Source organism: Candidatus Erwinia haradaeae (genome assembly GCF_900698925.1).
GTDB lineage: Bacteria > Pseudomonadota > Gammaproteobacteria > Enterobacterales > Enterobacteriaceae > Erwinia_E > Erwinia_E haradaeae_I.
This window is the reverse complement of the sequence record NZ_LR217713.1, coordinates 600,439-617,719: the sequence shown is the minus strand read 5'-3', so window position 1 is coordinate 617,719 and position 17,281 is coordinate 600,439. Positions and strand designations below refer to the sequence as shown.

The 17,281-nt window shown below is 29.6% G+C and carries 9 protein-coding genes; 5 read left to right on the top strand and 4 right to left on the bottom strand.

The window, feature by feature from the left end; all coding sequences use genetic code 11:
- Positions 1-4 precede the first annotated feature (4 nt).
- Positions 5-724, bottom strand: coding sequence for a zinc ABC transporter ATP-binding protein ZnuC (gene znuC, locus HACICURV3402_RS01850; protein WP_157992650.1), 720 nt, complete (start codon positions 722-724; stop codon positions 5-7).
- A 78-nt stretch (positions 725-802) separates the two neighbouring features.
- Between znuC and znuA the strand changes: the two genes are divergently transcribed.
- The 3 genes from znuA to nfo all read left to right on the top strand — a co-directional run bounded on the left by znuA (position 803) and on the right by nfo (position 4,918).
- Positions 803-1,765, top strand: a complete 963-nt coding sequence (gene znuA / locus HACICURV3402_RS01845; protein WP_157992649.1) for a zinc ABC transporter substrate-binding protein ZnuA — start codon at positions 803-805, stop codon at positions 1,763-1,765.
- A 17-nt stretch (positions 1,766-1,782) separates the two neighbouring features.
- On the top strand, positions 1,783-3,108 hold the full coding sequence (gene mepM / locus HACICURV3402_RS01840; RefSeq protein ID WP_157992648.1) for a murein DD-endopeptidase MepM: 1,326 nt from the start codon (positions 1,783-1,785) through the stop codon (positions 3,106-3,108).
- 934 nt (positions 3,109-4,042) lie between these two features.
- A complete protein-coding gene (nfo, locus tag HACICURV3402_RS01835; protein ID WP_157992647.1) occupies positions 4,043-4,918 on the top strand; it encodes a deoxyribonuclease IV in 876 nt (291 codons plus the stop codon).
- A gap of 58 nt (positions 4,919-4,976) precedes the next feature.
- Here nfo and fruA read toward each other — a convergent pair whose 3' ends face one another.
- The 3 genes from fruA to fruB are packed head-to-tail and all read right to left on the bottom strand — an operon-like array spanning position 4,977 to position 8,766.
- The gene (gene fruA, locus HACICURV3402_RS01830; RefSeq protein WP_157992646.1) at positions 4,977-6,665 is read right to left on the bottom strand and encodes a PTS fructose transporter subunit IIBC; all 1,689 of its coding nucleotides are present in this window, start codon (positions 6,663-6,665) and stop codon (positions 4,977-4,979) included.
- Complete coding sequence (gene fruK, locus HACICURV3402_RS01825) at positions 6,662-7,624, bottom strand: 1-phosphofructokinase (protein ID WP_157992645.1); 963 nt, start codon at positions 7,622-7,624, stop codon at positions 6,662-6,664. Before fruK ends, fruA begins: the two co-directional genes overlap by 4 nt.
- Positions 7,621-8,766 (bottom strand): fused PTS fructose transporter subunit IIA/HPr protein, encoded by a 1,146-nt coding sequence (fruB, locus tag HACICURV3402_RS01820; protein ID WP_157992644.1) that lies wholly within the window; start codon positions 8,764-8,766, stop codon positions 7,621-7,623. The genes fruK and fruB overlap by 4 nt, the downstream gene beginning before the upstream one ends.
- Positions 8,767-11,887: 3,121 nt before the next feature.
- Between fruB and ybeY the strand changes: the two genes are divergently transcribed.
- Positions 11,888-12,343: an rRNA maturation RNase YbeY gene (ybeY, locus tag HACICURV3402_RS01815; RefSeq protein WP_157992643.1), complete on the top strand. Its 456-nt coding sequence runs from the start codon at positions 11,888-11,890 to the stop codon at positions 12,341-12,343.
- Positions 12,344-13,822: 1,479 nt separating this feature from the next.
- Positions 13,823-15,358 (top strand): apolipoprotein N-acyltransferase, encoded by a 1,536-nt coding sequence (lnt, locus tag HACICURV3402_RS01810; RefSeq protein ID WP_232037514.1) that lies wholly within the window; start codon positions 13,823-13,825, stop codon positions 15,356-15,358.
- The last annotated feature ends 1,923 nt before the right edge of the window (positions 15,359-17,281 follow it).

Sequence of the window (17,281 nt, the reverse complement as noted above, 5' to 3'; positions counted from 1 at the left end):
CTTTCTAGGAAGTACAATCGTGAGTATGATTATCGTGTCGATAAATTGCTAACTTATCTGTTCCAAGATAACCAAACATAGAGATAAATTCTGGATGTTGTGATACCGATTCTGATGTACCGGAACAACAGATATGATGATTCAAACATAAGACCCTGTCTGTTTTAGCCATAACCAAATGCAAATCATGTGAAACCATTAAAATACTACAATTTAGTTCATGTCGAAGCTGATCGATTAAATCATATAATATAACTTGACCATTAACATCAATACCTTGAGTTGGCTCATCAAGAACCAATAGTTGTGGTTGGTTAAATAATGCACGTGCTAGCAAAACTCTTTGCATTTCTCCTCCAGATAGTTTGTGCAGAGGGTGTGCAATTAGATGTTCTGCTTGTACTCGTTTTAATGCAGAATGAATATCTCTGTATTGTGCTCGAGGTCGTAATTGCATAAAGCGTTTTACATTTAATGGTAGAGTTAAATCAAGAAAAATTTTTTGCGGAACGTACCCTATACATAGTTTTTTATTACGTTCTACAATTCCAGAATTTGGTGTAATCAATCCTAACACTACGCGTACTAATGTAGACTTTCCTGCTCCATTGGGTCCTAGTAATGTCAATATTTTTCCTGGTTCTATCTGTAGTGATATATTGGTTAGTACTGGATTTAGGCCAAAGTTTACTGAAATTTTGGTAAGCTTAATTAAGTTAGACATAATTGTGATTATAATTTTAAAAATTATAAAAATTATAATATTAACAATAATAGTTAATATCAGGATAAATAAAGCTTTATGTTACATAAAAAATTGCGTTTAATTATAATACAAGGTGGAATTATTATTTCCGCATTATCATTCTTTCCAGTTAAAGCAGATATTGTTGCTTCAATAAAACCTATAGGTTTTATTGCTGCAGCTATTGCTCATGATATAGTTTCAATCGAGATTATTCTACCAGATGGTGCATCAGTACACGATTATTCATTACGTCCATTAGATATTAAGAGAATAAGGGACGCGGAATTAATTCTTTGGTCTGGTCCTGCAATGGAAGCGTTTATGAGCAAGGTTACTGAAACAATATCTATAGATAAAAAAATTGAGATAGACTTGTTACCTGATATTCAATCTTTATTACTGCGTGATTCTAATGGTAGTTGTTTATCATATTTAGACTCCTCCATGTCTTTAAGAGAAATGGGATTGTATAAAGATAAAAAAAAACAAAATCATAGTCGACATAATATGCATTTTTGGATGTCTCCGGAAATTTCTAGAAAAATTGCTATTGTAATTTATGAAAAATTATTAAAACTTATGCCTATACATCATAAGCAATTAGATGCTAATCTTCAACACTTTAAATTTTCTATGTTAATGACTGATGCCTATATTAATAACCAACTCTCAGAACTTAAGGGTAAGGGGTATTTTGTTTTTCATGATGCGTATGCATATTTTGAAAAATATTACGGTTTAACTCCAGAAGGGTGCTTTACCGTAAATCCAGAAATTCCACTAGGAGCACAACGTTTGCATAAGATACGGCGTGCATTAATCAAAAAGAAAGTAATATGTGTTTTTTCTGAACCTCAATTTAGGCCGGCGATAATAAAGGCAATTATTAGGGATACTCCGGTGCGTGCAGGTGCTTTAGATCCTCTTGGTGTAGGTATTTCTTTAGGGAAAGATAGCTATGCTCAATTTCTTATTCAGTTATCTGACCAGTATGTGAATTGTCTCAAAGGAGATTAAAGTAAAGGAAGTCGTACGTGCAGAAAACACTCAACTCTCTTAAGGTAGAGTTTAATAGTTTTTCCTATTTTTACCGTATCATATTAAGCGTGCTGATTTCAGTCAGTCTGATGATTTGTATCTGGGATGCTTGTTTTTATAAAATCATTGGAACAAGTCTTGACGCTAATCACTCTTTCTTTAAGAAACTTTCGTTGAGCATTTCTCTTCCTCTAGATAGCGAACCTATAGAGACAGAAAATTCTGTTATAGACGAGGATCTACCAAAAGATGAATTTGATAATGATATTCCTGATGAAATTGAAACACATGATTATATTGTTTCCTCAGGAGATACGCTGAGTAACATACTAAATCAGTATGGTATTGAGATAGCAGATATTAGACAGCTTGTTAAAGCTGATCCACATTTATATAATGTAAAAATTGGACAAAAATTTTCATGGACATTAAATAATTCTAGTCAGCTGAAAAGTGTCACCTGGGAACGATCCCGTCGCGAAAGTCGACGATATGATCGTGTACAAGATAGGTTTAAGTTATCGGTATTATTAAAAACTGGAAAATGGCAACGTGATATATTAACAGTTATAGTTAACGGTAGTTTTATTAAAAGCGCTAAACTTGCTGGGTTAAGTAATAGTGAGATTGCTGAAGTTATTAAATCTTTACAGTGGCAAATAGATTTTCGAAAACTCCGTGATGGCGATGACTTTAGGGTTTTAACTATGCGTGAAATTTTAGATGGTCAAAGACAACAAAGTGAATTAATTGGGGTTCGTTTGAGTAGTTCTGGAAAAAATTATTATGCTATTCGTGCTTCTGATGGCAAATTTTATGATCGCAGTGGATCAGGTTTAACTAGTGGTTTTATGCGGTTTCCGACAGTTAGGCGATATCGTATTTCATCTCATTTTGATCCACGACGCGCTAATCCAGTGACCGGTCGCATTGCACCACATAAAGGTGTAGACTTTGCTGTTCCTATTGGTACCCCTATTTTATCGATAGGGGATGGCGAAGTCATGGTATCTAAATGTAGTAGCACAGCCGGGAATTATGTAGCTATACGTCATGGACGTCAATATATGACACGATACATGCATTTGAAAACTCTTCTTGTAAAACCAGGAGATCGAGTTAAGCGTGGTCAGTGTATTGCTTTTTCTGGTAATACCGGTCGATCGACTGGGCCTCATGTTCATTTTGAAATCTGGATTAATAATCATGCTGTAAATCCCTTAACTGCTAGACTTCCTTGTATGAGAGGAATAACTGGTGAAGCCCGTCGAAATTATTTAGATAGAGTAAATAAAACTATAATGCAGTTTAATAAAAGATAGACTACTTTCTTTAGTAAGATTGCGTATAATATTTTAATGTGTTCATGAGCACTTAATAAGTTTCTTTTTTTTAAAGAAATATGAATTATCTTTTTTTGTATGTGAAGATTACAAATAGATGTTTCTTGTATTTTAATTAAATTAAGTAATTAAAGTTTAATTAAGAAGATATGGTATGAATATTAAGTTAATTTTTCTTAAAGAGAATAACATTCTTATATATTTTGATATATAAGATCTCTAAGTGTTACTTCAAAAAGTTTTACAAGATATATAGAACTAGATTTTAATATATATTAGTATGCATCTTATTTCAATATCAGAAAAACACACCGCAATCATGAATAATGATGATCATTATTAACATTGATATAAATCTTTAATTTATCTATATGTTAGATTTCTCTATAAAGATCAACTAATATTAAAAATATATTAAAACAATTTTTTAGCAAAAATTACATTAAAACATTAAATAATAATATTATTTAATATAAAGTTTGAATATCATTTTTATTTTTATTTTGAGAAATTTTCTCATTTCTACATTAAAGACAATCAGCTAACCTATTCACAATATATATTATAAATATATGGCTTAATTAAGTTAGAATACTTAAAGAGTATTATGGATAAAAGCGAATAGTATCTAATGATTATCTAGAATAAACATGCTATATCAGATTACGCATATACGTAGATATATATGATAATTATAAAATTAATAACTCTTATTTCTATATATTATTCTTCTTAAGCAATTCTTATTAGTTGCATTTTTAAGAAGCCATGAAATATGTTTTTGGTATTTAATGGAATACATCCAGTGTTTATATTACTAATAAAACGATATGAGGAATTATTGAGTATATTACAGAGTTATGTTGGTTTAACTAGATATGATTTATATAATATGTAAGAGGGGGTTAAAATAATGAAGTATATTGGAGCACACATGAGTGCCGCAGGAGGTCTTAATCTAGCAATAGAGCGAGCGGCAGAAATAGAAGCAACGGCTCTATCACTTTTTGTGAAAAATCAAAGGCAATGGCATTCTACTCCTCTTACTACAGAACAAATTGATTTATTTCGTCATACTTGTGAGAAAAAAAAATTCAATGCATTTCAAATCATACCACATAGTAGCTACTTAATTAATTTGGGTCACCCTACAAAAGAAGGATTAAAAAAATCACGTGCTTCTTTTATAGATGAAGTTATACGTTGTCACCAATTAGGTCTTATATTAATTAACTTCCATCCTGGAAGTCATCTAAATCAGATAACAGAAAAAAATTGCTTAGAACGTATCTCTGAGTCTATTAATATCATTTTAGATAGAACAAGAGGGGTAACTTTAGTGATTGAAAATACTGCAGGACAGGGTAGTAACCTTGGATTTTGTTTTGAGCATTTAGAGAGCATTATCAATGGTGTGGAAGATAAATCACGTGTTGGTGTCTGTATTGATACATGTCATGCTTTTGCTGCAGGCTATGATTTGCGTACTGAAAGGGCTTGTATAGAAACTTTTATGAATTTTCATCGTATTGTTGGTTTACATTATTTACGGGGAATGCATATTAATGACTCAAAAAATGAACTAGGTAGTCGGATTGATCGTCATGAAAGTCTAGGTAAGGGCAGTATTGGTAAAGCTCCATTTAGTTGGTTGATGCAGGATAGCCGTTTTGATAAGATTCCTATGATCCTAGAAACAATCAATCCTGCACTTTGGAAACATGAAATATCTTGGTTAAAATCAGAACAATCGTTAACTAAAAACAACACCATATTATCACGCTTTTAATAAACAGATTTTATATTTAGAATAACTTTTTTAGTAATTAATGAAGATGAAGAATGATCTAAGCTGTATTATACGTAACTTCTGGGTTCTTTAATTGTGCATAAGAAATTCCAGCTACTAATGTACCAATTATGATTGCGATGAGATAACCAAAGACCGGCGTAATGGCTCCAGGAATCAAAAGGACAAATAAACCTCCATGCGGAGCGACTAGTTTGGCCCCAATTGCCATAGAGATTGCTCCAGTTACCGCGCCGCCAATAGTACAACAAGGAAGTACGCGTATTGGATCGCGTGCAGCGAATGGAATAGCACCTTCTGAAATAAAGCACATGCCGAGTATGAAAGCTGCCTTTCCCAACTCACGTTGGTCCTGGCTAAATTTTTTTCTTACTAGTAGTGTTGCTAGTCCCATTGCAAATGGAGGTACAATACCAGCCGCCATTATGGCGGCCATTGGTGTGTAAGTTTGTGAACTAAGAAAACCTACACCAAATGAATATGCTACTTTATTAAGTGGTCCACCCATATCAATGCACATCATGCCACCAAGAATAGCCCCCAGGACTATGGAATTAGCGGTTCCAAGATTCGCTAAACCATTAGTAAGGATAGACATAATGCTGGAAATGGGTTTACCGACTACATAGATCATCAGACAGCCCGTAACTAAGCTAGATATCAGAGGAAGGAGTAAAATTGGTTTCAACGACTCTAAACTTTTTGGAAGACGACATTGTAAATTAATGAATTTTACCGTGTATCCAGCAATAAAACCAGCGATAATTCCACCAATAAAACCCGCGTTAACGCTAGATGCTAGTACGCCACCTATTAAACCTGGCGCTAATCCAGGTCGGTCAGAAATAGAGAAGGAAATAAAACCTGCAAGCACTGGAATCATTAGTGCGAGAGCAGCTCCGCTTCCTACTTGCATTAGGACAGGCGCTAATGTACTAAATTGATGAATAATGGTGTTGCTAACAGCAAATGATAAAGCAGTAATTAACCCACCTGCAACAACTAGCGGTAACATATATGAAACTCCAGTCAGTAAGTGACGATATGCTCCGGTATGTTCTTGATTTATTTTTGTAGTTGTTATGCTTTCACTTATAGTTTGATAGAGTTTAGCTTCTGTGATAGCTTTATCTAGTTCTTCTTCTGTATTCTTTAGTGCTGAGCTAGTTGAGGTCCGATACATGAGTTTGTTAGAGAATTTAGATAAATCGACATCGATATCAGAGGCTACTATGACTAGATCAGCAAGTTTTACTTCATCATCTGTAATAATATTACCAACACCTACTGAACCACGCGTTTCTACTTTAATCCACCAACCGCGTTTTTTAGCTTCATTATTTATAGCTTCAGCTGCCATAAATGTATGTGCTATACCGGTTGGACAGGCAGTGACTGCTATAATGCGTTTTTGTTTAATTTTCGGTTGAGGTAAACTGACTGATTGAGAAGAAGATATAGAATATACCTGAGCATCGGTTTGAGCTGTTAACAGAATGTGTTTTGGATTATGAAGTAATTTTTCGATACCTACTAAATAAATTTTTTTATTGTATAGTTGATTATTTATTGAAGGAATTTGACCAACTACGATCACTCTATCGGCGTCTTCTAATTGATCAGTTAGAAGAATACCAGATTGTTCTGCAGCTGCTTTAGTTAGATTTTTCGCCATGTGTCGTGTGGCTAATCCTAGTGAACAATCCATTATCAGAATGGTTTTCATTGCGTCTCCCCAGTTATCATTGTTTGATATGGATGTAAAACAATACGTGCCATCATTATATCTAATTTTGCACGATCAGAGATTTCAACACTGCCTTGGCTCACCGTTAGCGCAGATAATGCGGTTGCTAAACGAAAGGTGTGTTCGCTTGAGTGATTCATGCAGAGTCCATAAATCATACCCCCAACCATGGCATCACCGGCACCAATAGTGCTGACAACATGACACGATGGAGGTTTTGCCATCCATTCTTCAGACGCTGTGACCCATATAGCCCCTTGAGATCCTAATGATACTACTACATTAGTAATACCTTTTTTTTGGATACTTCTGGCAGAAGTAACAATATCTTCTATGGTTGGCAATTTTTTTCCAACCAAAGTTTCTAATTCATGGTGGTTGGGTTTAATTAACCATGGACGTGCCTCTAGTCCTGCTACAAGCGTTTCTTGACTGCTATCAAATATGATAAATGGACAGCATTCATTCAGTTTTTTCATCCACTGAGTAAAAGAAGATAACCTAATTCCTTTTGGTAGGCTACCACTAATACAAAGTATATCAAATTTCTTTAACCAGATCAGCGAGTCATTAGAAAATGTTTCCCAAGCTTGTTTGGTGACTGTAAATCCGGAAAAATTGAATTCAGTAAGAGCACCGTTTTGTTCAGTCACTTTAACATTAACACGTGTTCGTCCTTCTACTAATTTAAAATAATTATAAAAGTTCATTGTTGTAAACAGTTTTTGGAAACCATCTTTGTTTTCTTTTCCAAGAAAACCGCCTACTGTAATATCAATATCAAGATATTTTAATATTTTAGCAACATTAATGCCTTTTCCGGCCGCATGTAACCCAGTGGTTGTTAGTGAATTCATGGCACCGTAATGAATTTTATTAGTATAACCAATTAAGTCATAGGCAGGATTAAAAGTAATAATAGCTACATGCTTATTCATGTAGGGATCTCTCCAAGTCCAGAAGAAATAGCTTCCCCGATTGCATTGATTAGTTGTTGGGATTCCGTCCCTTTAGAGATAAATCGTAAGTGATGACCTTTTTTCGCACCGAGAGAAACAAGTTTCATCAGACTTCGTCCATTAGCTGGCTTTCCGTTACCATCAAGATTTATGACACTTACTTCACAGTTAAACTGCTTAATTATATTAACTAGTATCGCACCAGGACGAGCATGTAATCCATGTTCATTGCGAATCACAAACTCTTCTATAATTACCTGTTCTTTCACAGAATCGCATGACAAAGGACTGTTAAGTTTTCTTATTATATCATCGGCATTTCCACTCCATAACTGAAGTGCTTTCTTTTTTTCTAATAAGTTACTCAAGTTGTTTAGTATGCCAACTGGTTGATCATCAACCATAGAAACTGTGATTAAGAGTGATACTATCTCGCCATTGCAATTGAATGGCGATGTTGACCGGCTAATCGCAATAGCACTAATAAGATTTCCATCAGGGCTATCGTTTATCCAAATTCCTTGTCCAAGATGAAGAGGTTTATTTTTAATGATATAAGAAATAAAAGAAGAATCTATAGCCCCAGTCTCTTGGAGAAGTCCGGCATTTATAGCTTGCAGTGTGATTAAATTTTTAGCATTTATCTCTGTGGAAATCAAGGAAGAGTCAAATTTAAATTTATTAGTAGAGAATTTTTCACTAATAAATATATTGCGTAGAGTTTCAACTGTATGAGTAGTTTTTAGTTTTTCGATTAAGTTTTCATCATTTAATATAAGTGTTAATTTTTTTAATAACAATAAATGTTCATCAGATTTTGCTGCAATACCAATGACCATATACACTATTTGATCTTCTCCCCAATTTATTCCTTTAGGGAAATGAATAATTTGGACGCCGGTTTTTAAAACCAGACTACGAGCATCAATTGTTCCATGAGGAATCGCAACACCATTACCTAAATAGGTAGACATCTGGTTCTCACGCGCTAACATAGAATCTAAGTATCCACTACTAACATTACCGGCTTTAATCAGAGCAGAGTTGACTTGGCGAATTGCATCTTGTTTATCACAAGCCAATGCTCCAGCTATGATATTATTAAGCGCTAATTGCAACATAGTTTTCCTCGCTGTAAAATTTAAAATTTAAGCTGTTTTTAACAGGCAATGTAATATAAAGTAGTAATTAAGTTACATGTGCTTTGATAAGTATTTTCAATTATGTTAATAAATATTTTAGTTAAAATTAAAATCACATTATATATATTATACCATATTTTACTACTCACAATATATTCTTATGTTCTGTAGGATTAAAGCACAGATTGTCAGATTTTTAAGTTAATAACATTCGTATTATCTTGTCAGATTATACCTTAACAACTTTAATTTAGATTATCAGTGCATGTTAAATGAAGAGATTTATTCTACAGTAAGTAGGTAAGTAAATATCCTGAAATAGAATAAATATTCTATGTATTAAAAGAATGATATTGAACTATATCAATCAATTTAATTAGATAGACTTATGTTAGTTAGAAGGGCTCTTACATTCATGATATTTACCTTTGAGCAATATATGGTTTAAGTTATGTTTAATGAACTTAAAATTCTTTGAGATTAGTAGATTGATAAAACTTTCTGAGTAATATGAGACTGTTATCTATGTTTTTATATGTTCAGTATATTTTATTTTTAATAAATACATAAATATATTTAATATAGTTAATATCATAATTCATTTCATTTTATATATTGTATATTATGTGCATAAGTGAATCTACTGACATTGATTGGAGTGAATATTATAGCGTGAATATATAAAAATCTCTAGAGAATAGATTCTCAAACAAACGATACAAAGAAGGAGATTTCTATATTATTTTTTGAAAAAATCTTATTTGTATATCATTCCTCTATCATAGGAAGATAAGCTTTTTATTTTAACTAATAGATGATAAAAACTGAACTTTAATTTTTAAATATGTATTTTAATTATAGGTGTATAGAAGAAAATAAAAGTACTTATGTGATAATCTAGTCATCATGGGTAAGCTAATGACAATATCTGATAAACATTATTAATAATATACATATAAGATAAGATTAAGTGTTAATAATGCCGATATTAAAGATATCAATCTTGATGATTTTAAAGAATGTAATAAGTTTTCATTTATGTATTTATTTACTATGGTGATCTTCATTTGTTTAGTAGTTGAGTGTTATCAAACAATCTTAATGAATTAAATTAGATAGCATAGATAAGTAGTTTTTTTAAATCTTTCAGATCATCTCTTAGAGAATTTACATTAGAAATCTTTTTTGAAAAAATAAATTTTTAGTTAATCAGCATAGTCGTTTGATTATTTTGCCGTATTTTCGTATATACGACACTGTCGTTATAGATTATTTTATTGGATAAGCATATAAATACTTATACTGATGTAGAGTACTTGTGTAGAGAATGTCAGGTAAAACCAAACTAAGTCAAGAAACAGAAGATACAAACTAAAAAGAATATAGAATTTTTTCTCATCACATTGACGTAGTTAGTATAGTATGATATAAATAAATGATTTGGTATATCAAAGATTGAGCTAATAAGTCCTTTTTTTACTAGCTTATAATTATTTTTTTAGTAAAATTTATATCACAATTCTTAATTAATATAGGTGAATAGAATATAACATATCATCTATAACTTATAACGTAGTATTTCACACAACATGAATATTTAAGGATGATAGAAATAATGATTTATATATTAAAGTTATATATTAAGATATAATTTAAATATTTTAATACAAAATTTATAAAACTTGTATTAATAGAAATTTTATTAGATATAGCAGAGTTTTTTATTGAAATTATATTCATTTTCACTGTAATTATATAAGTCATGATTTGTAAAACAACTGAGTGTAACTAAAGATAATAAGATTATAATACAGAAAATAGTAGATTGATATATTAAGGAGATAATTTTAGTCTTGCCTCTATGACCAATTATGATCTGCTTTTGAATGATTAAAGGTTACAATTAATTTTTGAGATATTGTCTATAATGAATTAATCATATTAAAGAATGGCTCGATATTTGCAGGAGATTTTTGAATTTTCTTTATGTTTAGAATAAGTGATTGTTATTTTTCACTGTGATGTGATTAAAAATGTAGGAGATATATAGATAGATATTATAGATATAGATATAATGTTTAGTAAAAGGAGATTGTTTAATTATTTAACTTAATTTTAATTTTATATAAAAAATTTGCATTGCATTAAAATAGTAACTAGATATCTGTTAGAAATATGATAAAGGACCGGAGGGCCAGAGGGACAGAGGGAATGATAGTTGATTAGAAATAGAAATTAATATAATTTGAGTAAGATGTGCAGCAATACTCGTCAATTAATAATGATTATTATATCTGGAAAACATCACATTTTGAAGTTAATATTCATTAGATGATCAGATTTAATCTGGGTGATTGAACGTAACATTTATTAGAGGAAAAACGATTATTTGACAGTAGCTAGTAATTAGTAATGTTGATAAGTTGCATGTCTATTTTAAAATATTAATTAATAATAGTTTTATTTTTTATTTTAGATTTATTTAATTAATAAAAAACTATTTAGACAGGGATATACTTAATTCTTTACACAAAAGAGATAACGATACACACTTAAATAAGTGAAATAAGATTATGGACTAAATGAGTTATTTTTTATGTTGCGATTATATGGATAATTTAGTTGGAATACAAGAATAGTTGGATAAGTTATTTGTACTAAAAGATAGTTAATCTATGTGATAAGGATTAATAAAGATCATAATATATTACATTTTTAACAAAGACTCTTCGTTAATTCTGCAACCATTATGATACATTTTATATATCACTAACATTCGAGTCTGAATTAAAGATTAAGATTATGAATTGTTTAATTTTTTTAGCTGTTTTGAATTCTATTCTATGGTGTAAATTTGAATAGAGTTGTACCATTTAGGGTTTTTATTTTATGATTGATAATTTTGAAGAAGAGGTCAAAGTGTTGATTTATTAGAATTTTTTAATATTTTTACATAAGTAAAGATAAATAGAGCAATAAGTTTAGGGATATACAGATTATTAGAGTTTTTTCGAAATTATCTGGATATATTCTCCTGGTTTTCATGGTTTCAACAACTATAAAATTCATATTGTATAAAAACTAAGAAGAATATTTCACTATGATTCTAAATTTGCAACTTGCCTGCAAACATAAGAAGAATTTACCAATAAAATCTGATTTTTATCGTTGGTTGAAAGGGGTAGTTGTGTATTCCCCACCAGAAAAAGAAATGAATATACGTGTAGTAGATACAAAAGAGATGAGATCGTTACACTATAAATTTTGCGGTAAAGATAGAGCAACTAATGTTCTTTCCTTTCCATTTGAAAGCATGCCTGGCATAACATTTCCTTTACTTGGTGACATAATTATATGTCGACAAGTGGTGGAATTAGAATCTTTTATACAGGATAAATCACTTTTTTCTCATTGGGCGCATATCACAATTCATGGGTTTCTTCATTTATTAGGCTATAATCATATTTTTGAAAATGAAGCAGAAATTATGCAAAATATAGAGGTTCAGTCGTTGATAAAACTAGGTTATCCTGATCCTTATATTGTAGAAAGATAATCTAATACATTAGTTCTTATGACGCGCATCATAAGAAATCTCTTATGATCATAAGAGATGACATAAACTCTTTTTTAAAGAAAGATGAGATATATAGTAAAAGATATATGGTCAAGAAGATGTATAAAATAGAATCAATTCTTGTATATACAAGATTGTGTAAACCTAATGAAATATATTTCAATTTTTATCTTTTTTATATGTAAACTGAGATACTATTTGTAATAATTGGAATTATATTTCATTGCAATGAATCATATATGTTGCATATATTTTATACTATTATTTATTTAAAATAATAACTGGTTAGAATTTTAGATTAGATAGATTGTTTTTTTTGTTCTTATAATCTTACCTAGATAAAAGAGGGCTAAGTCAATATAGAATTTTTCATTTTTTACAGTAGTTGATTTGTCTATACCAGAAAATATTTTTACTTTTTTTATCAAGAAAGTAGTAACCATTTTCTCTAACATACTGAATTGTAGATTTAAATTTATTGGTAATACGTTTCCAACTTATGACTTATGATTTACAATATGTTATATTCAATGCAAGCAATTATTTATGGGTAATTTACCTTAAACAGTAAAACTTATAGTATATTTATTTATTTTATTTTATTTATTACTTGTATTTTATTATAAAAAAGTGGCGATAATATAAAATTATATATTTTTTAACGCATATTTTATTAGGTTTTTTTAACTATAGAGATTTGACTATATTGTCAGAGATAGTAATTTACTTGTTCTTTTAAAGAATACATTTAATTAATAGTCTTATGACTAGCCCTTGTCACTCAGATAAATATAATTTAATTTATTTTAATTTTACACAAAAACCTAAATAGGTCAATTGATGTTTTTATGACAGAGACTGTAACCTTCTGTGCCTTATTTTGTAAAACATAACACATTATAAATGTATAATCATATTGCAGAATATTCATTAAAGAGAATGGTAACAGTTAATTGCTTATTTTCTATTATTAATTAATATTAATAGGAGCATATAGTAGATAGAGCTAGGGTATAAGTTATTACTTGTGATATAGAAATATTTCATATGAAATATTTCTATATCACAAGTATAATCGATGTATTTAATCTCGTGATTAACACATTTATTATTTGAAATATAGTTAAGTTAATCAAAAGTAGATAAAAAATATATTTCTGGATAAAAATTAACATATTTCTTATTCTAGTTTAGATATTATTAGTCTTATTTTCTCACCTGAGCTTGTAAAGCTCAACATAATATGAATTATACGTTTATATATTAAAGAGATGTGAAGCGAGGAATAAGTGATTTGATTATAATCAGGGTGTATATTTTTAAAAAAAATTCAAAGTATCAATATAGAGTATAAAAATTATCTTAAATAGCTATATTATCTAGTCGATATGTTATAAGGATTTTTATATTAAAATTATAATGCACTTATATTTCATTTTGAAGAATTCTATTAGTTATGTGATAAATACTGGTTACAATCAGCAGTGGATCCGTTTGTTATTATCGTTAACGTCTGGCGCGATTGGTACGCTTAGTTTTTCTCCTTATAACATCTGGCCTGCTGCCATGTTTTCAGTATTCGGTCTGCAGATTTTAACACTTAATCGTACCATTCACCAGATGAATTGTATTGGTTTTGTATGGGGTCTAGGTTTATTTGGAACTGGTATTAGCTGGATTTATGTTAGTATTTCTTCTTTTAGCAGCATACCTTGTGTGATTAATATTTTCTTGATTTTCTTTTTTGTGTCTTATTTATCGTTTTATCCTTTTTTATTTACTGTACTTCTTAATTTTTGTTGCAGAGAGATCTCTTTTTTACGTTTTGTCGTTGTAGCTCCAGCATTGTGGCAGGTTACTGAATTTTTAAGAGGATCAATGTTCACTGGGTTTCCATGGTTACAATTTGGTTATAGTCAGATTCATGGGCCACTAAAATTTTTGGCTCCGTTGATAGGAGTTGAAGGAGTTACTTTTGGTTTAGTAAGTATTACTGGTTTAATAGTATACTTTGTCTTACAGAGGAATATTTTTGCTATAACAGCAAGTATATTGTTATTGCTAATGCATTGGCCTGTTCGCATGTTTTCCTGGTTTGAGCTTTTACCACATCGGTCAGTTGAAGTCGCGTTAGTACAAGGAAATATTGCACCGTCAATACAGTGGGATTCGGATCATTTAAGTCATATTTTGAGCATTTATTCTAAATTAACTGATCCATATATAGGAAAAATACCAATTATTATTTGGCCTGAATCTGCTATTCCAGATTTTGAGACTAACCAGAAGTCATTTTTGGAGACTTTCGATAAAAAATTACGTATGTCAAATACTATTTTAGTTACAGGTATTCTAGATAATCGACTTAAAAAGAATACCAAGAAGATTTATAATTCCATAATTGTCTTTGGTGCTAATCAACCTTATAATTATTTTAGTAGTAGTCGGTATCAGAAAAACCATTTAGTCCCCTTTGGGGAGTACGTTCCATTAGAACATTTTTTTCGTTCGTTGAATTTTTTTTTGAATTTTCCAATGTCTGTATTAAGTCATGGTTCATACATTCAACCTGTTCTCAAAGTTGGCAATTATAACTTATCGGCTGCTATATGCTATGAAGCAATTTTAAGAAAAAAAATACATGATAATTTTCGCGCAGAGATTGATTTTTTTATAGTACTATCTAATGATGCGTGGTTTGGGAAAACGATTGCTCCTTGGCAACATATTCAAATGGCTCAAATGCGTTCTTTGGAATTAGGTCGTCCCTCATTATATAGTAGTAACAATGGGGTTACTGCTATTATTGATGCTAATGGTAAGATTATACGTGTTATGCCACAAGACATTAGTGGAGTTTTAGTTGAGAAAGTAATACCAACAACTGGATTAACCCCTTATGCCCGCTGGGGAAACTGGAGTGTTTGGGTTATGACGCTATCTTGTTTTACGGTTAGATTAATTTCTATTTATTCATCGTATATAGAGGAATAATATGTTTTGATCTGATAAGCTTACTATTATACAATTAACTTGAGGAAGTATATGTAACTTTTATACTGTAAGCATAAAAGTTACATATTAGTCATATTTTCAAATATAAGATTAATATCTTATTTAAGAATCTTCTGTGTAGAAGAGACGTTATTTTAATAATAATATGCACCTTGTTATTTAATTTTAGTAAATGACTATTTTATATATATTTGTACCCTTTATCTTGGTTTTTATTGTGTTAGAAGAGATTGTATTATTTCTAATATTTTCAATATATTGTTTTAAGTAAAAATTTATTATGAGTATTGATTAGTATCAGGAATAAGTTTAAAGAGAGTTTAAAATATTTGAGGTAATTTAAGAATAATACCAGAAGAAAAATCACTGGCTGGTTAAAGCAATAATTGATTATGAACCAATAATATAATGATATTAGGAATAGTTCATGTTGGTTAAAAGTAATATCAATATTCTATTTATTATTTATTATCATATTTTATATTATATAAATTGCTATCGAACAGATACAACATGTCATATGGTATTTTTATGTAGTATGCATAAAAGACATGTATCATCACAATTATATAAGTCATTGATACAAATGATTGTTTGATTTGAAATTAACAAATCTATTAAATAAACTATGTATGTGGGATAAAAAGAAGAATCTAATATTTTATCTTAAAATTTTACAAGTAAAACCACAGAAGGTCTTTATCATTAACTAAAAAATACAAAAAAGTCTTTTGAGACTGTGAGTTCATATTGTGTGAAAAATATTTACATTGATTAGATAAAATCTGTATTTATATTAAATAAATTCTGATGTTTAGGTGTAATAGAAGGGGTTATTGATTGTATTCAGAGAGTTTTTCTTTTTCAGGAAAAAAGTTAATACGTTTAGAGAAATGAGCAATATGGGTATGAATATGTTTGATTAGGTCAATAATTTTTTTAAATTTAAATTTAATACTTATCCATATGTTATGTATTGATTTTTTAAAAACATATCTATTGTTGATTTTAAGCTTAGATGAAATTGGATCCAACATTATTATGAAGAATATTTTCTATTTTTTATATATTGGAATTTTCAGTGATATGATAATGGTTAATAGAGTGGCACTCAGGTAATATGAGAGGACTGAATGTATGTGATATCCCTTATTTTGGAGAACAATTTATTTTTTTAATGAGTTGTGGGTATTATAAAAAATAAGAATTCATTTATAATTTATTAGTGTGTTTACAAAAATTAATCAAAAAGGTGCTTAATTCTAATCATATTGAAATATGAGCTCTATTTGTTTTTATTTGTCTCTGTCAAGATCAATAGAGTTAATTTTCATAGATTACTATAAAATAAGTGATAAGATCTGATATGCATCAGGTGTGATTAGAATTGTACTAACTTAAATTGATTTATCAGTAGTGCACTATAGTGATATTCTTTAGAATTAGTCTATTTTTCCATAAAATGTAGAAGCTGCATTAAGATTAACATTAGTAAAATAGAATCAGTTATATTAATATTCTTAAATATTTTTATTTAATATTTAGAATATTAAAGTAACAAGGTGTAATATAGATATATAAAATATTTAATACTTTCATCTATCTTTAATAGATAAAAGATATATTTTATTTTAAAATAAATATTTTGTGTACGAAATGATGGATGTTATAACAATGATGTATTTATTTCTAGGAAATAATGCTGATTATGTTAGAAATTTTGCGATGATATCAACTTTGATTCAAGATCATTGTTATTGTATTTTGAAATAATTTAGTAAATTGTTACTAAATTTTATAGTTCAACGATTCGACACGTGAAGTGATATTGGTCATTTAGAATAATTCGATAAATGATCACAGTGATTTAAGGTTATTACTATACATAATTGTATTTAAAGT

Bases quoted from the DNA above. Each gene is read 5' to 3' on its own strand.
- ybeY (WP_157992643.1), top strand. From the start codon at position 11,888: ATGATTCTAAATTTGCAACTTGCCTGCAAACATAAGAAGAATTTACCA.
- fruK (WP_157992645.1), bottom strand. From the start codon at position 7,624: ATGAATAAGCATGTAGCTATTATTACTTTTAATCCTGCCTATGACTTA.
- znuA (WP_157992649.1), top strand. From the start codon at position 803: ATGTTACATAAAAAATTGCGTTTAATTATAATACAAGGTGGAATTATT.
- fruB (WP_157992644.1), bottom strand. From the start codon at position 8,766: ATGTTGCAATTAGCGCTTAATAATATCATAGCTGGAGCATTGGCTTGT.
- fruA (WP_157992646.1), bottom strand. From the start codon at position 6,665: ATGAAAACCATTCTGATAATGGATTGTTCACTAGGATTAGCCACACGA.
- znuC (WP_157992650.1), bottom strand. From the start codon at position 724: ATGTCTAACTTAATTAAGCTTACCAAAATTTCAGTAAACTTTGGCCTA.
- nfo (WP_157992647.1), top strand. From the start codon at position 4,043: ATGAAGTATATTGGAGCACACATGAGTGCCGCAGGAGGTCTTAATCTA.